Genomic DNA, 18,520 nt, shown 5'->3' on the forward strand with positions numbered 1-18,520 from the left:
CACCGCGTGATCACGCCGTCGGGCGTGTTGCCGCAGGCAGCGGAGCGGCTGGACGCCCGCGCCGAGATCTGGCCGGACGAGATCCGGATCGCCGTCGAGCGGCTGAACCTGGACGCCGCGTCGTACCGGCAGCTGGCCGGCGCGCACGACGGCGACGGTACGGCGATCCGCCGCGCGGTGCTGGAGATCATCCACACTCGCGGCAAGATGCAGAACCCGGTCACCGGTTCCGGCGGCATGCTGGTCGGCGTCGTCGACGAGGTCGGCCCGGACTCACCCCTCGGCCTCGCGCCGGGTGATCGGGTCGCGACCCTGGTGTCGCTGACGCTCACCCCGCTGCAGATCACCGACGACCTCCAGAGCTGGGACGGCCAGGGGGAGCAGGTTCCGGCTGAGGGGCACGCGATTCTGTTCGCTCGCTCGATCGTCGCGAAGCTGCCGGACGACCTGCGGCCCGAGCTGTCGCTGGCCGTGATGGACGTGTGCGGTGCACCCGCGCTGACCGCTCGTGTCGTCCGCTCGTATGTCGACAAAGGCATTAAGCCTGTCGTGTCAGTAATTGGCGGCGCAGGTAAATCCGGCTCGCTGTCACTGGCCGCCGCGCGCGACGCCGGCGCGGCCCGGACCATCGGCATCGTCCCGGTCCAGCACGAGGCCGACACATTGAACGCGGCCGGTCTGGCCGACGTCGTCGCGCTCGCTGACGCGCGGGATCCGGTCGCCTTGAACGCCGCCGTCGAGCAAGCCGGGGGACCGGCCGACATCACCGTCGTCTGCGTCGATGTCCCCGGTTGCGAGCATGGCGCCGTACTGTCGACGGCCGCTGGTGGCACGGTGATCTTCTTCTCGATGGCGACGTCGTTCTCGGCCGCCGCACTCGGCGCGGAGGGGCTCGCGGCCGACGTGACGATGCTCGTCGGGAACGGGTACGTCCCCGGTCACGCGGAGTACGCGTTGCAGCTGTTGCGGACCGAGCCGGGTGTCCGCGGTCTGTTCGAGAGCAGGCTGGCGGAGGATTAGCCCGTGCGCACACTTCTGACGAACGGTTCCGTCTACTCACCCGCCGACCCGCATGCGACTGCGATCGCCTTCGATGACGGGGTGGTGACGTGGCTCGGCGACGACACCGGCGCTGCCTCGTACGCCGACGGTGCGGACGAGGTGATCGACCTCGACGGCAAGCTCGTCACGCCGGCCTTCGTCGACGCCCACGTCCACACGGTCGGCATCGGCTTCCTGCTGAACGGCCTCGACCTCACCGGAGCCCGCAACCTGACCGAAGCTCTCGATCGCCTCGCGGCGCACGCGGCTTCGCTGCCTGCCGATGCGGTCATCGAGGGGTCGAACTGGGACGAGACCCGCTGGCCCGAAGGACGTCCGCCGACGGCTGCAGAGCTGGACCGGGCCGCGGGTGGCCGACAGGTGTACCTGTCGCGGGTCGACGGTCACTCAGGTGTCGTGTCGTCCGCGCTGGTCGCCGCCGTACCGGGGCTGACCACGCGTGAGGGGTACGACGAGAGCGGCCGTGTCGAACGAGACGCGCATCACGCCGTACGGGATGCATTGTCGGAAAGCGTCGCCACTGAGGACGACGTACTGAAGGATGCTCGCACCGCGGTCCAGGCGATGGCTGCGAAGGGCATCGGCGCGTTCCACGAGATGGCGGCACCGCACATCGGGCCGCGGTGGGAGCTGCCGCTCGTGCGCCAGGCTGCGGAGGAACTCGGTCTGCACTCCACCCTGTACTGGGGTGAGCCGGGCGCCTTCGAGGTGCTTGACCAGTACGGCGTCCTCGGGCTGGCCGGCGATCTGAACGCCGACGGTGCGCTCGGCTCCCGCACGGCCGCACTGCGCGAGGCGTACGCCGACCGCACCGACCACCGCGGGCACGCCTACCTGACGGCCGAGCAGATCGCCGAGCACGTGATCGCCTGCACCGAGCGCGAGGTCCAGGCGGGTTTCCACTGCATCGGCGACCAGGCCCTCGACAACATCGCGCGCGGCTTCGAACTCGCCGCCGAGCAGGTCGGCGCGCAGGCGCTCGTCGCTGTCCGGCATCGCCTCGAGCACGTGGAGATGCCGAGCCCGGAGGCGATCGCCACCTTCGCCCGGTACGGCGTGGCCGCGAGCGTGCAACCGATGTTCGACGGTCTATGGGGCGGCCCGGACGACATGTACGCCGAGCGACTGGGCGACCGGTGGCGGGCGATGAACCCGTTCGCGTCGCTGGCCCGGGCGGGCGTCGTACTGGCGTTCGGTTCGGACTCGCCGGTGACCGAGCTCGGTCCGTGGGAGGCCGTGCGGGCGGCGGCGTTCCACCACAACCCGGACGAGCGGATCACGGTTCGCGCTGCGTTCCAGGCGCACACCCGTGGCAGTTGGCGGGCGGCCGGCATCGACGATGCGGGCGTGCTCGCGCCGAACATGCCGGCAACGTACGCGATCTGGCAGAGCGAGGCCGACCTCGTCGTCCAGACCCCGGATCAGCGCGTCGCCGCCTGGTCGACCGACCCGCGCGCCGGCGTACCGGTCCTTCCGGACCTGTCCGAGGGCTCGCCGGTACCTACTTGTCTGCGCACCGCGGTCGGCGGTCGCATCGTGTACGACTCCGAAGGATGGGCGACGCAATGACGCGTGCCGAGAAGAAGCTCGACCTCGACCCGGTCACCGTCCGGAAGGCGCGCACCCTGGCGCGCAAGGCCGGGCGGCCGATCGTCAACCTGGCCAAGCAGCACACAACGGTGTCGGTCGAACGCGCCGTACTGCGGCTGGCCGGGCTGGCCGGTGCCGACTCCGAAGGCATTCCGTGGGTGAACAGGCTGGCCGACACCGTCCGCGCGGACGTCGGCCTGGAGCACGGGTTCGCGCTGCCGGTGTGGGACGCGCTGCTGCGCGGAGAGGCCGAAGACCTGAACGTCCTCGCCCAGAAGGCCGCCTCGGGCTCCGTCACCTTCCGCCTGCCGGAGGGACGCGACGCAGCAAAGGCCCGTACGGCGGCCCGCAAGGCGGCGGCCGGCGGGTTGAAGCTGATCGACGGGCGGCGCCGTGAACGCGACCGGCTGATCAAGAAGCACGGTGATCCCGAGCAGCGGCCGTGGATCTACCTGATCGTTGCCACCGGCGACATCTACGAGGACATCCCGCAGGCGCAGGCAGCGGCCCGGGCCGGCGCGGACATCATCGCGGTGATCCGCTCGACCGGGCAGTCGCTGCTCGACTACGTCCCCGAGGGTGCGACCCGGGAAGGGTTCGCCGGGACGTATGCCACCCAGGAGAACTTCCGGCTGATGCGCGCCGCGCTTGACGAGTCGTCGCGCGAACTCGGCCGCTACATCCGGCTGACGAACTACGCCTCCGGGCTGTGCATGCCGGAGATCGCGACCCTGGCGGGTCTGCAGCGGCTCGACATGATGCTGAACGACTCCATGTACGGAATCCTCTTCCGCGACATCAACCCGATCCGCACCTTCGTGGACCAGCGGTTCAGCCGGCAGATCCACGCCCGGGCCGGGATCATCATCAACACCGGCGAGGACAACTACCTCACCACGGCCGACGCGGTCGACGCCGCGCACACGGTGACGGTCTCGCAGTTGCTGAACGAGTACTTCGCCAAGGAGGCCGGGCTCGAGGACTGGCAGCTCGGCCTCGGGCACGCCTTCGAGATCACGCCGGAGATCCCGGACTCCTTCCGGATGGAGCTCGCGCACGCGATGCTCGCGCGGCAGTTGTTCCCGGACGCACCACTGAAATGGATGCCGCCGACCCGGCACATGACCGGTGACGTGTTCCGCGGCTACCTGCTGGACGGCTTCTTCAACCTCGTCGGCGCGATGACCGGCCAGGGCATCCTGCTGGTCGGGATGATGACCGAGGCGGTGGTGACCCCGTGGATCTCCGACCGCGACCTGGCCCTGCAGAACGTCCGCTACGTCTTGGGTGCCGCAGGCAACCTTCACGAAGACTTCCACCCGGCGCCGAACGGGTTCATCGCCCAGCGCGCACGGCAGGTGCTGGGGGAGTCGGTGGAGCTGCTGGACAAGATCGTCGACGACGGTCTGCTGAACGCGATCGGCGACGGCACCTTCGGTCTGATGAAGCGCCCCCAGGACGCCGGCCGAGGCCTCGAAGGCGTCGCCCGCCGTTCCAGCGAGTACTACAACCCAGCGATCGAATTGTTGGAGGCGGACCAGTGAGCATCATCCGGCCGTACGGAGACACCACCGGCGACGGCATGGTGCAGATGTCGTTCACGCTGCCGATCTCGCACGACAAGCGCGCCGAAGGCGCTGCTGTCCAGCTCGCCAACAAGATGGGCATGGACCCGGCGCTCGTCGTCCACGCGAAGCCGATGGGACCCGACTTCACCTTCTTCGTCGTCTACGGGCCGGTGAACCACCTGGTCGACACCGACAAGGTCGAGGTCATCGAGCGCGACTACCCGCTGCTCTCGCCCAAGGAGGTGAACCTGGCGGTCCGCAAACACCTGCGCCGCCGGCTCACCATCGTCGGCGCGTGCATCGGGACCGACGCGCACACCGTCGGCATCGACGCGATCATGAACATCAAGGGCTTCGCGGGGGAGAAGGGCCTGGAGTACTACCGCGAGCTGAAGGTCGTGAACCTCGGCGCCCAGGTCGCCGTACCGGAGCTGGTACGACGAGCTAAAGCGGAGAAGGCGGACGCGATCCTGGTCTCGCAGGTCGTCACCCAGCGCGAGGCGCATGTGCTGAACACCAAGGAGATGTCCGCGGCCTTCCGTGAGGCGTACGCCGAGAACGCGCGTCCAGTGTTAGTTGCTGGCGGCCCCCGTTTCACCGAGCAGATGGCCGGTGACCTCGGGGTGGATCGGGTGTTCGGTCGCGGTACCACTCCGGGTGAGGTGGCCAGCTATCTGGTCGATGCCCTGGTCACGAAACGTCAACCGGTTAGGCAGAGTGCATAAAGGTGTCAAAGGCAACTATCGGTCTCTCGGCCACCCATCGCCGCTACATCCCTTACAGCCACGCGCACTATGCGGGCAATCTGGTCGACGGGGCTTACGTGCTGGCGTTGTTCGGTGATGTGGCGACCGAGGTGTGCATCCAGTCCGACGGCGATGAGGGCCTGTTCGCGTCGTACTCCGACGTGCAGTTCCTGCAGCCGTTGCGGGCCGGTGACGTTGTGGAGGTGAAGGCAACTATCACCCGCGTCGGCAACCGCAGCCGCGACCTGGAATTCAGCGCATACGTCGTCTGCCGCGGCCGGCCGGACCGGTCCGAATCGGCCGCCGACGTGCTCGCCGAACCCCTTGTGATCACACGCGCGAAGGGCACCGTCGTAGTACCGGTTGGGTGACGAATAGTTGCCCTAGGTAACAGTCACATGGAGTGACACACGTGTAACTTCTTGTAGGGCAGACGAAAGTGTTACAACGGCCCAAAGAGGCCGATGGAGAGGTTGACACCATCGTCGGCAGCGAGCATCGTTTTGGGAGTCGTCAGACCCCGTTGGACTGTTGGTCACACGGAGTTCGGCCACCGGATGATCCCGCGACGCTGACCAGGCCAGTGCCAGGCTTGAGTCGACGGGGGCTGAGATCGCCGGTGGTTAGCCCCCCGCGGGGCAGAGGTGGAAGAGGCTCGGCGCCCAGTAGACAACAGCCGTCCGGTTCGCATCCAGCGATCCGGCGGTTGGTCCGAAGGGCGCCGAGCCCCTTTCCGTTGACACGGCCCTCTCTTCTGAACCTCCTGGTGCCCGCCACCTCCTGGGTGTCCATGCCACGTTCACGCCCGCCGGATAGAGTTTGACCGGCCGGTGGTGCCGGTGGGTGAGGACTGAGGGAGACGGCGTTGAACCGGTTGAAGGCTCTGGGGCGGCTTCTGCCGCGTCTCGTGGTGGCGGTCGTGGCGGGCATTGCGCTCGGTTTCGCGTTCGAACCCCACACCCATCCATGGCTGACGGTGATCGCCGTACCGCTGTTCTTCGCGGCGCTGAACGGCCCGCAGCTCTCCTCGAAGGCCGGCTTCCTGATCGGCGCCGGGTTCGGCATCGCCTACTACGCGACGCTCGTGCCCTGGCTGAGTGTGATCGGCGGCGACGCCGCGATCGCGCTGGCGATCCTCGAGGGCCTCTTCTACGCGGTCTTCGGTGCCTTCGCGGTCCGGGTGTTCCGGCACAAGCTGTGGCCGCTATGGATCCCGTCGCTGTGGGTGGCGACCGAGTTCGCGACCGCCTCGGTCCCGTTCGGCGGTTTCCCGTGGGGGCGGCTCGCCTGGGCGTTCTCCGATTCCCCTTTGGGCAAGCTTGCGGCGTACGTCGGAATCCCGGGCCTGAGCTTCGTGATCGCCGTACTGGGTGTGCTCGTGTACGTCGTGTTCCGGCAGGCATCGAAGTTCCGGGTGCGGGTGCTGGCCGTGATCGCGGGCGTGGCGATTTTCGGCGGGAGCGCGCTGATCAACCTGTCCACCGACGGGAACGGCAAGACCGTGACCGCGGCGATGATCCAGGGCAACGTACCGGGTAAGGGGCTGGAGTTCCTCGGCCGCGCCCGGACCGTCACCAAGAATCACCTGGCCGCGACGCTGGACCTGCAGAAGCGGGTCGAAGCCGGTACCGAGGCCAAGCCGGACGTGGTCATCTGGCCGGAGAACTCGACCGACATCGACCCGTTCAAGGACGACGAGACCCGCGCGGACATCGAAGAGGCAGTGAAGGCCGTCGGCGTACCGATCCTGGTCGGCGCGGTCCTCGAAGGCCCCGGCCCGAACGAGCGCCAGACCACCGGCGTCGTCTGGGACCCGCAGACCGGCCCCGGTCAGGTCTACGCGAAGCGGCACCCGGTGCCGTTCGGTGAGTACATCCCCTTCCGCGACCAGTTGCTGCCCTACATCAAGCGGCTGGAGATGATCGGCCGGCAGACCGCGCCCGGCAAGGTCCCCGGCATCATGCCGATCCGCGGCGTCACCTACGGTGACGTCATCTGCTTCGAGCTGGCCTACGACAACGTGATCGCCGACGTGATGAACGGCGGCGCCCAGGTCCTCATCGTGCAGACCAACAACGCGACGTACGGCGGCACCGGCCAGCCCGAACAGCAGTTCGCCATCACCCGGATGCGCGCGATCGAGACCGGCCGCACCGTCCTGATCGCCTCCACCAGCGGCATCTCCGGCGTCATCCAGCCCAACGGCAAGGTCGAGCACAAGTCCGGCCAGTTCGTCTCCGACGTCTACGTCGCCAAGGTCCCGGTCCGCGAAGGCAAGACCCTCGCCATCCGCCTGGGCGCCTGGCCCCAATGGATCCTCACCGCCCTCGGCCTCCTCGGCATCGTCCTGGCCCTGGCCACCCGCTCCAACCCCAAGCCCCCACAAGCACCTCCCGCCCCCAAACCCGCCCGCCAAAAGGTCCCCGTCTAACAGCCCAGCTATCCGACACGCCCGAGATAGCGCACGGCCACCCCACCCCATTTGATGGGCTGACCCATCGCGTGGTGGGGGGGGGGGACCCACACCCACCTCCCCCCCCCCCCCCCCACCCCCCCCCCCCCCCCCCCCCTCCCCCCCCCCCCCCCCCACCAGGCTGGCCGGCCCACCAAATGCGGTTCCGACGTCAGGCGGAAGGTCCGGACCTAGGGCTTGGGTCGCTCCGTATCCTGGGGGGAAGTAGGAAGGGGTTGGACATGGGCTGGTTGGTGGCGCTTGCGCTGCTCTTGGTGCCGATCGTGGAGATCTACGTGATCATCCAGGTCGGCCAGGTGATCGGCGGCTGGCCCACGGTCGCCCTGCTGATCGTGGAGAGCGCGCTCGGCGCGTGGCTCATCAAGCGGGAAGGCCGCCGCGCCTGGGCCGCCCTGCAGTCGTCCTTCGAGACCGGCAAGATGCCCGGCCGTGAGCTGGCCGACGGCGCCCTCGTCCTGATCGGCGGCACGCTGCTGCTCACCCCGGGCTTCGTCACCGACATCTTCGGCTTCTTCTTCGTGCTCCCCTTCACCCGCCCACTCGCACGCCGAGCCCTCACTGCATTCCTAGGCCGGCGCGTGAGCCGCCTGGGCGCGAATGGCCTCGGCGGCCTAGGTGGGACCCTCGGTGGTCCGGCCTCCGGAGGTCAAGGCATCCCCGGGTTCGGCGGCTTCGGCCCGAACGCCGGTACCAGCGGCCCACGGCCTTCCGCCGACAACGTCGTACAGGGCGAAGTCATCGACCCTGAACCCCCGAAATAACCCCGGCCACCACTGATGCCCTGAGACAGGGAAGCGTGGCCGGATACCCGTGGCATGAGGTCTCCGGCCGTCAGCAGATGTCTCCTGCCACCACTGGTGGCGCGGGCGGTCGTGCAGCGAGCTCTAGGGCGGCGGTGCGGCCGGTCAGATGATGGTGAGCTCTACTGTGACGGGGAACGGTACGACGGCTTTGACCTCGCCGGCGAAGACGTCGGCGTCGCGGTAGAGGCCGCTGGCTGGGTCAAGGACGTGGGTGTACACGAGGGGGACGCCGGTCGCGGCCAGCTCGACCCGCCAGTAGAAGGCGATGCCGGCCCTCGCGTACTGGTCGACCTTCACGACCCGGTCGGTGGTCTCCGAGCCCGGCGACACGACCTCGACCACGAGCAGCACGTGCTCGGGGCGGGTGGGGGAGATGTCGATCGTGTCGGCCCGGTAGACCACCACGTCCGGCCGCCGGTTCGTGAGCGGGACATCTTGCAGCCGTACGTCGAAGTCGGTGTCGGCGTTCCAGTCCGGCCCGGCGGCGTGGTCGAGCGCGTTCGCCAGCAGGCGGGCGAGCCGGTTGTGACGCTTGGTAGCGCTCGGAGCCACGGAGACCATCCCGTCCACGATCTCGATCCCGGCACACTGCTCAGGGGTCCACGCGTCGTACTGCTCGGCGGTAATCTGCGTGTGCATCCACGCCGGGGCGATCTCAGCACTCACGGCGTACCTCCCTGGAAGTCCAGCACTACTGAACTCAATGTACCTGGGACCGGCCCGCGAAGGGGCCCTTCCCGCTGAAGACGAGCGTGCTGAAGCGGTCGGCGATCAGCTGGTGGGTGGCCTCGTCGGGGTGCAGGTTGTCGGCCAGGGGGTGCGCCAGGTTGTCCTCCACGCCGTACAGCTCGCGACCGTCCAGGTAGTGCAGGTTGGGGTCGTCGGCGGCACGCTGAGCGACGATCCGGGCCAGCTCGGTCCGGATGGCGTTCAGCGAGAGCTTGCCATCGGCAACCTCTTCGGGGTTCCCGCGCGCCGCGAAGGACAGTCTGCCTTCGGCCAGCGCGGTGAAGTCGGGGCCGGTGGGGCCGGGGGTGTCCTCGTGGATGGGGGCGAGGATGGCGGAGACCACCAGGAGCGGCGTTGTCGGGTGACCCTCGCGGATCGTGTCCAGGAGGCCGTGGACCGCCGGGGTGAACGCGCCCAGGCGCATCTCGTCGGCGTTGACGATGTTGATGCCCAGCTTCACGCTGATCAGGTCGGCCGGCGTGTCACGGATCATCCGCGCGAAGAACGGCTGCAGGCGAGCACTCCCGCCGAAGCCGAGGTTGAGCAGCTCGACACCGGCCTCAGCGGCGACGAGCGCCGGCCAGATCGCCGTCGGGTGGGTCGCGTTGGAGCCGTGGCTGATCGAGCTGCCGTGATGCAGCCACACCGGAGCACTCACCGGAACCGGCTCGACCGGAGCATCGGTGCGCAAGGCAACGAGCTCGGTCGTCTCGTCGTGCGGCAGCCAGATCTCCACGAGCTTGGAACCGGCGGCCAGGTCGAAGCGCTGCGTGACCGGCTCACCCCGGGTCAGCTCAGCCCCGCCAGTCGCCAGGTCCAGCAGGAGGAGGTCTCCGCCGATCGCGGTGCCTTGGGCGACCAGCGTGCCGTCGACCAGTACGTCGTACACGCCGTCCGGACGCGGAGGGCCGCCGGCGTAGTTGCGCTTGGTCGGCACCGTCTCCAGCTCGGCGACGGTCGCCTCGGTCCGGAAGACGAGTCGCACGCCGGACGACTGGGTCTCGACCATCTGCAGCTGGCCGTCGTACTGGCGACGCGCCCAGGCGGGCACGCGGTGCGGCAGGACGCCGCGGTCGGTCTGCTCGAGTTCCAGCGCGCCGCGCAGGATCTCGGAGGTGATGGGGGTGGTGATCATGATGTAGTCCAGTTCCGCAGTAGTTTGTCGAGAGCGTCCAAGATGCGTGGCCAGCTCTCGTCGCTGGTGGGGGAGCTGTGCGCGAACGCGCCCGCGCTCTCCAGGCTGATGTAGCCGTTGACGGTGCTGCCGATCAGCCGGACAGCATCGGTCTGGGCAGGCTCGTCCAGGTCGTAGCCACGCAAGACGGCCCGCGACAACTCCGTGTGCCGCCGGCCGGCATCCACCGCCTCGCTGCCCGGGTCGACCCGGTACTGCACGGCGGCATACCGCCCCGGGTGCTCCCGCGCGTAGTCGCGGTAGACGGTGGCCAGAGCTACGAGCGCATCCCGCCCAGCCCGGCCAGCCAGCGCAGCCACCGCACGGTCGGCCATCTCGTCGAGCGCGACCTGAGCGATCCGGGTCTTGAGATCGTGCGCGCCCCGGATGTGCGAGTACAAGCTCGCGACCTGTACGCCGAAGTGCCGGGCGAGCGCGGACGGGCTGACCTGGTCGAAGCCGATCTCGTCGGCGAGCTCCGCGCCGGCCCGGGCCAGCCGGTCCGGGGTCAAGCCTGCTCTAGCCATAACTCATTATGTGCAAACCTAAAGCCTTTAGGCAAATGAGCTCATGAAGAAGCCCGGATCGCGCCATTGCGATCCGGGCTTCTCAGCAGTGCGTCAGGCGGTGCGCTTGGTCCGGTGCAGGTGCGCCGGGCCGATCTCACCCTTGCGGAGCAGATCCACGCGCTCGGCGAGCAGCTCCTCCAGCTCCGAGATGCTCCGGCGCTCGCGCAGCATGTCCCAGTGCGTGCGGGCCGGCTTCTCCTGCTTCGGCTCCGGCTTCTCACCGGTCGAGCGAGCGGCCTCGCTGCCGCAGTGCGGGCACTCCCAGATTGCGGGCACCTCGGCGTCGTGCGCCATCGTCACCTCGACCACGTGACCGCGGGGGCAGTCGTACGTGATCATCTGGCGCGGCGCGAACTCGACACCACGGTCATCCTCGAAGCTGACCCCACCCAGCCCCGAACCACGCAGTACGCGATTAGACATGTCAAACCTCCGAGATCGTCATCCGTGCCAACGGTCGGCCGGCCCGGATCATTCCCATTTTGGCATGCCCGAGCGATATGTTCGCACCTGACAGCACGGTCGTGACCGCCTGTCATGAGGTGTTCACAGATCACGGTGTGTCGCGGGCCACCGAAGTACAGACGCTTCAAGTTCACAGTCAGTTGCCAGGAATCAAGGACCACTTCCTCAGCAACTGTCCCTAGCTTCTGTGTCCATGGTGCTACCCCGCCACAAACTCCGTGGCCTCAGTCTGCTCAATGTGGCCCTGGTGGCCATCGTCGCCGCGATCGCCGTCACGGCGTACTTCCTCTTCTTCCGCAGCGACGAACCGTCCGCGGCAGCGACCCGTCCGAGCGTGGCGGTGAGCCGGGGCGACGTGGTGGCGAGCGTCAGTTCGAGCGGCACGCTGGCCAGCTCGCAGACCGCCTCGCCCCAGTTCGAGACCTCCGGCACGGTCACCCAGATCCTGGTCAAGGTCGGTCAGGTGGTCGCCAAGGGCGCCGCGATCGCCAAGGTCGACCCGGCCGCGGCCGAGCGGCAGGAACGGATCGCCGAGCAGAACCAGATCGCCGCGGCGAACTCGGTGACGGCCGCCGAGGAGTCGCTGGACGACGCCGAGGAAGCCAAGGAGGCGGCCGACGAGGCGGCCGACGAGGCGTCCGCCTCACCTACGCCGACAGGTCAAGCTCAGGCACAGGGTCAGACCCAGACGCAGAACCCAGAGGTTGCCGTCAGCAACGCCGAGGCGTCGCTGGCCCGCTCGAAGGCGGACAAGGAGCAGGCCGACCAGGATCTCGAGGCGGCCAAGGCGGCAGTCGCCGCCACCACACTGAAGGCGCCGATCGCCGGCACCATCACAGCCATCAACGGTTCGGTCGGCTCGGTCGCCGGGGGATCGAGCGGCAGTTCAGGCTCCGGGTCGACGAGCAGCTCAGGCTCGACCTCAGGTCAAGGTTCAGCCGCCACCAGTACGACGTCCGCCGCGGGCACCGGCTTCGCGGACATCTCCGACCTGAAGGCACTCCAGGTCTCGGCCGCCTTCCCCGAGGCCGACGCGATCAAGATCAAGGCCGGCCAGGCCGCGACCGTCACCCTGAACGCCGCGCCCGGTACGACGCTGACCGCGACCCTCGCGTCGGTCTCGCCGAGCCCGACCACCACCAACGGCGTGGTCTCGTACTCGGCCACCTTCTCGCTGGCCAAACTCCCGGCCAACGCCCGGATGGGCCAGACCGCGAACGTCACCGTCCAGACCGCCAAGGCGGCCAACGTCCTCTACGTGCCGAGTACGGCCGTCGTCACCAGCGGTACGACGAACACCGTAACGATGGCCGATGGCACCAGCCGCGAGGTCACCATCGGGGTCAAGGGCGGAAGCTTCACCGAGATCAAGACAGGCCTGAACGAGGGCGACCAGATCGAGCTGCTTCAGGGCGCGATCGGCGGCACCGGCCAGACCGGTCAGGGCCGGACCGGGCAGCTCCCCGCCGGTGGTGGGCAGTTCCCGGCCGGAGGCGGCGGCCAGTTCCCCGCCGGCGGCGTCCAGCAGCGCAGCGCCGGTGGTACCCGGTGAGCGCAGACGCTCTGATCGACATCCGCGGTGTCACCAAGACGTACGGCGCGGGCGAGACCGCCGTACATGCTCTGCAGGGAGTGTCGCTGCGGGTCGAGGCCGGCGAGTACGTCGCCGTGATGGGCTCGTCGGGTTCGGGCAAGTCGACCCTGATGAACATCCTCGGCTGCCTCGACGTACCGACTCGCGGTGAGTACTTCCTGGACGGGAGTGACGTCGCGCGGCTCACCGAGGACCAGCAGGCGCTCGTCCGCGGCCGGAAGATCGGCTTCATCTTCCAGTCCTTCAACCTGATCCCACGCACCAGCGCACTGGCCAACGTCGAACTCCCGCTCACCTACGCGCACCTTCGCCGTACCGAGCGACGAGCCCGAGCCAACCGCGCCCTGGACCTGGTCGGCCTCTCGGACCGCGCCGGTCATCGCCCGAACCAGCTCTCCGGCGGTCAGCAGCAGCGGGTCGCGATCGCTCGCGCGTTGGCGACCGGCCCGCGGATCCTGCTCGCCGACGAGCCGACCGGAAACCTCGACGCGCACTCGACCGACGAGGTGCTCGGGATGTTCGACGAGCTGAACGCCGAGGGCCGGACCGTCGTGGTGATCACCCACGAGAACGAGGTGGCCGCACGGGCCCGGCGGCTGATCCAGGTCTCCGACGGCCGGATCGTCCGCGACGAGGTGACTCGCTGATGACACCTCGCGATCTCTTCGGGGCTGCCCTGCGCGGCCTCAGCGCCAACAAGCTGCGCTCCCTGCTGACCGTCCTCGGCGTCTCGATCGGAGTCGGCGCGGTGATCGTGCTGGTTGCGGTGGGCAACGGCTCTGGGAAGGCGGTCCAGACCCGGCTGGAGGCGATGGGCACGAACCTGCTCACGGTCTCCACCACCGGTGGAGGCGGCGGCTTCGCCCGCGGCCAGGCCGGACCGTCGTCCCAGCAGTACGCACTGACCCTCGACGACGTGAGCGCGCTGTCCGACCGGCGCCTCGCCCCGGACGTGGCCTCGGTCGCCCCGGTCATGACCAGCTCCGGTACGGCGACCAACGGCGACACGAGCTACACCATCAGCCAGGTGATCGGGACGACTCCGGCGTACCTCCCGGCGACCAACACCCCGGTCGGAACCGGGAACTCGTTCACCCAGGAGGACGTGGACGGGGCCGAGCGCGTGATCGTGCTCGGTCAGACCACCGCGAGCGAACTCTTCGGTCGGGCCCAGGCCGCTATCGGGCAGACGATCAAGCTCGGCGCGGTCGACTTCGTGGTTCGCGGGGTGCTCGCCAGCAAGGACAGCACCGGGTTCAACGACCCGAACGCGACCGCGATCGTCCCGATCAGCACGCTGCGCGCCACCCAGGCCGGATACGGCGCGCTGAGCCAGATCGTCGTACAGGCTTCCGACAAGGATCGGGTCGACCTGGCTCAGGCCGAGGTCACGCAGTTGCTGACCGCGCGGCACCAGGTTCCGGCCACCACGACCTCGCCGTTCCGGATCACGAACTCGGCGCAGATCCTGCAGACCAGCCAGGACACCGCGGCGACGTTCACCGCGCTGCTGGCCACGGTGGCGGCGATCAGTCTGGTGGTCGGCGGGATCGGGGTCACCAACATCATGCTCGTCACGGTCACCGAGCGGACCCGGGAGATCGGGATCCGGAAGGCGCTCGGGGCGCGACGACGCACGATCCTCGGCCAGTTCCTGATCGAGGCGACCCTGCTCAGCCTGATCGGCGGTGCCGTCGGAGTCGGCGCGGCGCTGATCGTCACCCAGTTCCAGCTGGCCGGGGTCGCGCCGGTCCTGGTCCCGTCGTCGATCGCGCTCGCCCTCGGGGTGTCCGCCGCGGTCGGCCTGTTCTTCGGCAGCATGCCGGCGCACCGAGCCGCCGGTCTTCGTCCCATCGACGCACTACGTCACGAGTGAGAGGCACTATCCGATGAGCAACCAGACGCCCGATGAGTTCGCCCAGATCGGGTCCGACGAAGAGGTCGATGCGGCGTTGAAGCCGAAGAAGACGCTCAGCCTGCCGACGGCGACCGCCGTACTGGCTGGTGTGGTTGTCCTCGCGATCGGCCTGGCCGGTGGCGCTGGGCTGCACGCCGCCTTCGCGTCGGACACGCCGGCGCCGGCCGCGGCCACGGGGCGCGGGCCTGCAGGTGCCGGCGGGTACGGCGGCTTCCGGGGTGGCCAGAACGGTCAGGCGCCCGGCGGTGCCGGGGCAGCGGCGACCGTTGGGACGGTCGTGTCCGCGACGGATTCTCAGCTGGTGGTGAAGACGCAGACGGGCGATGTCACTGTGAAGCTCACCGGCGAGACGGACATCGAGATCACCGCCAAGGGCAAGGCGACCGACCTCAAGGCAGGAGAGCAGGTCGTGGTCACCGGGCAGAGCGCCGACGGGTCCGTGACGGCCAGTTCGGTCCGTCAGGGCGGCACCTTCCCGGCTGGCGGCGCCCGCAACCCGAGCACGACTCCTTCCACGCGCTGACCCACCTTCTGAGCGCCCGGCCACCCTCCCGGCCGGGCGCTCACCCATGTCACGGCCCGGGAACAGACATCCGATGAATCATTGACCGACTCCGATGGAAAGCGCTATCTTCCGACGAAATGAGGTCCAAAAAGTACAAATTGGAGTGGGGCGGGATGTCTAGGACGTTGAAGTGGGTAGCTGTCGGGCTCGGAGCAGCCCTGGCGCTCGGGGGTTGTGGCAGCACCGGCCCGAAGCCGGTCGCACAGGATGCGAAGGCGCCGCTGGAGCTGTGGACGCGGACCACGCCCGGTGGCGACGGCGAGAAGGGGATGAAGAAGCTGGCCGCCGCGTTCGAGCAGGCGACCGGCCAGAAGATCGAGGTCACCGCGATCTTCGACGACTTCGAGACCAAGCTGTCCCAGCGCGCCGCGCAGAAGGACCTGCCGGACATCGTCATGAACGACTCGTCCCAGCTCGGCACGATGCTCACCCAGGGCATCATCCGCGAGGTCGACCCGGCCGCGATCAAGGGCAGCGACCAGTTGCTCGACTCCGCGCTGGCGGTCGCCAAGGCCGGCGACGGCAAGATGTACGGCGTCCCGTACTCGGCGCAGGCCTCCGCACTCCTGATCCGCAAGGACTGGCGGCAGAAGGTCGGGCTGCCGGTGCCGACCGACCTGGCGCAGTTCGTCGCGCTGGCGAAGGCGTTCACCACGAAGGACCCTGACGGGAACGGTAAGAACGACACCGCCGGACTCGCCGTACCGGGCTCGACGAAGCGTGGGTACGCCTCCTGGTACTTCTCGAACTTCCTGTGGGGCGCCGGCGGCGACTTCATCGCCAAGCAGGCCGACGGGAAGTACAAGCCGGCCATGTCCACGCCGGAGTCGGTAGCAGCGACCAAGTGGTTCCGCGACCTCGCCTGTACCGACAAGGTCATCCAGCCCGGCGCGGCCACGATGGACACCCCGCCCACCAACGAGACCTTCGAGTCGGGCAAGGCCGGCATGTACGTCGTCGGTCCGTACCTGATGCCGCGGTTCGACGGGAGCCTCGGCAAGGACAAGTACGAGGTCGTCCCGGTACCGAAGGGCGCCAAGGACTCGACCGTGCTCGCGGAGGGCGGCAGCGCGTACCTGATGGCCGGGTCGGCGAACGAGGCCGGGCAGAACGCCTGGGCGTCGTACATCATCTCGCCGGAGGCGCAGAAGCTCGGGATGGAAGGCGAGAAGGCCTTCAACGTGCAGCTGCCGGTGAACAAGACCGTCGACGTCACCGCGGTACGCAAGGACCCGCGCTGGAAGGTGTACGCCGACGTCTACCGTGACCACAGCCGGTACGCGCCGAGCATCCCGAACTGGACGCCGATCCGGCAGGCGAGTGCCGACACGGTGAACGCGCTGATCGCCGACTGCGGACTCGACGTCGGCGCCGAGCTGACCAAGCTGGACGGCAAGCTGGCGGAGTCGCTCAAGCAGCAGGGCATCGGCGCGCCGTGAGTGTCCGCGAGGCGGAGGCCCGGCCGGCGCGGCGGGCATCCCAGGCGACAGGGCCGGTACGGCGGACGCCAGCGCGCCGCCTCGGCCGCAACCGGCGCAGCACCGGCAACTGGTGGATTCCGTGGCTGTTCCTGGCGCCCGCACTGATCCTCTTCGTCTACTTCAAGTTCATCCCGATGGCGCAGGCGCTCTCGATGTCGGCGCAGGAGGTCCGCCCCTACCTCGGCAACCTGTGGGTCGGGACGGCGAACTACAGCGAGATCCTGTCCTCGGACGGGTTCCGGTCGGCGACCTGGAACACGATCGTGCTGGCCGTCGGGCAGACGGCCGGTTCGATGATCCTCGGGTTCGTGCTGGCGCTGCTGGTGGAGGGCCAGACCCGAAAGCTCAGTTTCATCCGGTCGGCGGCGTTCCTGCCGGTCGTCGTACCGATCGCCGTGGTCGCCGAGCTGTGGCGGATCATGTACCACCCGACGGCCGATGGTCTGCTCAACCAGATCCTCGGTCTGGTCGGGCTCGGGCCGTCAGGGTTCATCAACGACCCGGACACGTCACTCGCGTCGATCGTGGTGACGGGCATCTGGCGTGGGGCGCCGTACGACATGATGATCTTCCTCGCCGGGCTGGCCGGGATCGACCGCGGGTTGTACGAGGCCGCGGTCGTGGACGGTGCCTCGACCAAGCAGCGCATTCTGCACGTCACGCTGCCGGGGCTGCGGCCGGTGTTCGCGATCCTGTTCGTGCTGGCCGCTGTCCGCGGGTTCCGCGCGTTCACCGAGGTGTTCCTGCTGACGAACGGCGGACCGAACGGCTCGACCGAGGTTCTGATGACGTTGATCTACAAGCTCGGCTTCGAACAGAACCGGCTCGGGATCGCGTCCGCGGGCGCTGTCCTGCTCTTCCTCGCGACGCTCGTCCTGACCGTCTGCGTCCAGCTGCTCCGAAGGAGGCGAGTCGCATGACTGCTGCCACCGAGACTGCACTCGGTCTCACCGAAAGCAAGAGCGTTGCCGCGCGGGTGGCGAAGACCGTGATCTACACGGGCCTGTTCGTGGTCTTCGCGGGTCCGCTGCTCGCGCTGCTGGTCAGCTCGTTCAACCACGTGTCGGACCCGACGCAGCTGAGTGTGATTCCGAAGAGCCCGACGCTGGACAACTTCAAGATCGCGTTCGACCACGGCGTCCTGAAGTATCTGGCGAACTCGTTCTTCGTGGTCGGCTTCGGGCTGCTGCTCCAGGTCACCGTCTCGGTGCTCGCCGGCTATGCGCTCGCCCGCAAGATCTTCCCCGGGATGACGCTGGTGATGGTGGCGATCCTGGCCACCATGATGCTGCCCGAGGAGATCCTCGCGCTGCCGCTGACCTTGGTCCTGGCCGACGTCCCACTCGTGCACCTCAACCTGATGGGCACGCTGGCCGGGATGATCGTGCCGCTCGGCGCCTGGGCGTTCTCGATCCTGGTGATGACCGAGTTCATGAAGGATGTCCCGCGCGAGCTGGAGGAGGCGGCCCGGATCGACGGCGCCGGCGAGTTCCGGATCTTCGCGCAGATCATCCTTCCGCTCTGCAAGCCGGCCCTCGGTGTGATCGGGGTCTTCGGCTTCACGATGATCTGGGACCAGTACCTGCTGCCGTTGCTGGTGGCAACGAACTCCGACTCGTACACACTGCCGCTGGCACTGCGCACGCTGCGGATCGACCCGGTGGTCACCCCGGGCGTGGTGATGGCGGCCTCGCTGCTGGCCCTGCTGCCGTCGGTGACGGTCTTCCTGTTCTTCCAGCGTTCCTTCGCCCGCGGCCTGACCGCGGGCGCGTTGAAAGGGTGA

18 protein-coding genes are annotated in these 18,520 nt (G+C 68.6%); 14 read left to right on the forward strand and 4 right to left on the reverse strand.

What is annotated here, in order from left to right; all coding sequences use genetic code 11:
- The first annotated feature begins 6 nt into the window (after positions 1–6).
- The 7 genes from ACFVWG_RS36230 (at position 7) to ACFVWG_RS36260 (ending at position 8,200) form a co-directional block, all read left to right on the forward strand.
- A complete protein-coding gene (locus tag ACFVWG_RS36230; protein WP_391548000.1) occupies positions 7–1,020 on the forward strand; it encodes an L-erythro-3,5-diaminohexanoate dehydrogenase in 1,014 nt (337 codons plus the stop codon).
- A 3-nt stretch (positions 1,021–1,023) separates the two neighbouring features.
- Positions 1,024–2,631, forward strand: coding sequence for an amidohydrolase (locus ACFVWG_RS36235; protein ID WP_391548001.1), 1,608 nt, complete (start codon positions 1,024–1,026; stop codon positions 2,629–2,631).
- The gene (locus ACFVWG_RS36240; RefSeq protein ID WP_391548002.1) at positions 2,628–4,196 is read left to right on the forward strand and encodes a lysine 5,6-aminomutase subunit alpha; all 1,569 of its coding nucleotides are present in this window, start codon (positions 2,628–2,630) and stop codon (positions 4,194–4,196) included. The genes ACFVWG_RS36235 and ACFVWG_RS36240 overlap by 4 nt, the downstream gene beginning before the upstream one ends.
- A complete protein-coding gene (locus ACFVWG_RS36245; RefSeq protein ID WP_391548003.1) occupies positions 4,193–4,945 on the forward strand; it encodes an OAM dimerization domain-containing protein in 753 nt (250 codons plus the stop codon). The genes ACFVWG_RS36240 and ACFVWG_RS36245 overlap by 4 nt, the downstream gene beginning before the upstream one ends.
- Before the next feature lie 2 nt (positions 4,946–4,947).
- Positions 4,948–5,337 carry a hotdog domain-containing protein gene (locus ACFVWG_RS36250; protein ID WP_391548004.1) on the forward strand — a complete coding sequence of 130 codons (390 nt, stop codon included), beginning with the start codon at positions 4,948–4,950 and terminating at the stop codon, positions 5,335–5,337.
- Positions 5,338–5,831: 494 nt separating this feature from the next.
- On the forward strand, positions 5,832–7,397 hold the full coding sequence (gene lnt / locus ACFVWG_RS36255) for an apolipoprotein N-acyltransferase (RefSeq protein ID WP_391548005.1): 1,566 nt from the start codon (positions 5,832–5,834) through the stop codon (positions 7,395–7,397).
- A 263-nt stretch (positions 7,398–7,660) separates the two neighbouring features.
- Positions 7,661–8,200 carry an FxsA family protein gene (locus tag ACFVWG_RS36260; protein WP_391548006.1) on the forward strand — a complete coding sequence of 180 codons (540 nt, stop codon included), beginning with the start codon at positions 7,661–7,663 and terminating at the stop codon, positions 8,198–8,200.
- Positions 8,201–8,344: 144 nt separating this feature from the next.
- Here the strand turns inward: ACFVWG_RS36260 and ACFVWG_RS36265 are convergent, their stop codons facing one another.
- The 4 genes from ACFVWG_RS36265 to ACFVWG_RS36280 form a co-directional block, all read right to left on the reverse strand.
- A complete protein-coding gene (locus ACFVWG_RS36265; protein ID WP_391548007.1) occupies positions 8,345–8,908 on the reverse strand; it encodes a Uma2 family endonuclease in 564 nt (187 codons plus the stop codon).
- 34 nt (positions 8,909–8,942) lie between these two features.
- Positions 8,943–10,106 (reverse strand): GDSL-type esterase/lipase family protein, encoded by a 1,164-nt coding sequence (locus ACFVWG_RS36270; protein WP_391548008.1) that lies wholly within the window; start codon positions 10,104–10,106, stop codon positions 8,943–8,945.
- A complete protein-coding gene (locus ACFVWG_RS36275; RefSeq protein WP_391548009.1) occupies positions 10,103–10,672 on the reverse strand; it encodes a TetR/AcrR family transcriptional regulator in 570 nt (189 codons plus the stop codon). Before ACFVWG_RS36275 ends, ACFVWG_RS36270 begins: the two co-directional genes overlap by 4 nt.
- A gap of 93 nt (positions 10,673–10,765) precedes the next feature.
- Positions 10,766–11,137, reverse strand: a complete 372-nt coding sequence (locus tag ACFVWG_RS36280; protein WP_130385606.1) for an RNA polymerase-binding protein RbpA — start codon at positions 11,135–11,137, stop codon at positions 10,766–10,768.
- Positions 11,138–11,372: 235 nt separating this feature from the next.
- Between ACFVWG_RS36280 and ACFVWG_RS36285 the strand changes: the two genes are divergently transcribed.
- From ACFVWG_RS36285 to ACFVWG_RS36315, 7 genes are all read left to right on the forward strand, one after another.
- Positions 11,373–12,731, forward strand: coding sequence for an efflux RND transporter periplasmic adaptor subunit (locus tag ACFVWG_RS36285; protein WP_391548010.1), 1,359 nt, complete (start codon positions 11,373–11,375; stop codon positions 12,729–12,731).
- Entirely contained in the window at positions 12,728–13,420 is a 693-nt protein-coding gene (locus tag ACFVWG_RS36290; protein ID WP_391548011.1) for an ABC transporter ATP-binding protein, read from the forward strand. Before ACFVWG_RS36285 ends, ACFVWG_RS36290 begins: the two co-directional genes overlap by 4 nt.
- Positions 13,420–14,649: an ABC transporter permease gene (locus ACFVWG_RS36295; protein ID WP_391548012.1), complete on the forward strand. Its 1,230-nt coding sequence runs from the start codon at positions 13,420–13,422 to the stop codon at positions 14,647–14,649. The genes ACFVWG_RS36290 and ACFVWG_RS36295 overlap by 1 nt, the downstream gene beginning before the upstream one ends.
- Before the next feature lie 13 nt (positions 14,650–14,662).
- Positions 14,663–15,214 (forward strand): hypothetical protein, encoded by a 552-nt coding sequence (locus ACFVWG_RS36300; RefSeq protein ID WP_391548013.1) that lies wholly within the window; start codon positions 14,663–14,665, stop codon positions 15,212–15,214.
- Between the two features lie 155 nt (positions 15,215–15,369).
- Entirely contained in the window at positions 15,370–16,695 is a 1,326-nt protein-coding gene (locus ACFVWG_RS36305) for an ABC transporter substrate-binding protein (RefSeq protein WP_391548014.1), read from the forward strand.
- Positions 16,692–17,657 carry a carbohydrate ABC transporter permease gene (locus ACFVWG_RS36310; RefSeq protein WP_391548015.1) on the forward strand — a complete coding sequence of 322 codons (966 nt, stop codon included), beginning with the start codon at positions 16,692–16,694 and terminating at the stop codon, positions 17,655–17,657. Before ACFVWG_RS36305 ends, ACFVWG_RS36310 begins: the two co-directional genes overlap by 4 nt.
- Positions 17,654–18,520: a carbohydrate ABC transporter permease gene (locus tag ACFVWG_RS36315; RefSeq protein ID WP_391548016.1), complete on the forward strand. Its 867-nt coding sequence runs from the start codon at positions 17,654–17,656 to the stop codon at positions 18,518–18,520. Before ACFVWG_RS36310 ends, ACFVWG_RS36315 begins: the two co-directional genes overlap by 4 nt.

It is taken from the genome of Kribbella sp. NPDC058245, assembly GCF_042882005.1.
Lineage (GTDB): Bacteria > Actinomycetota > Actinomycetes > Propionibacteriales > Kribbellaceae > Kribbella.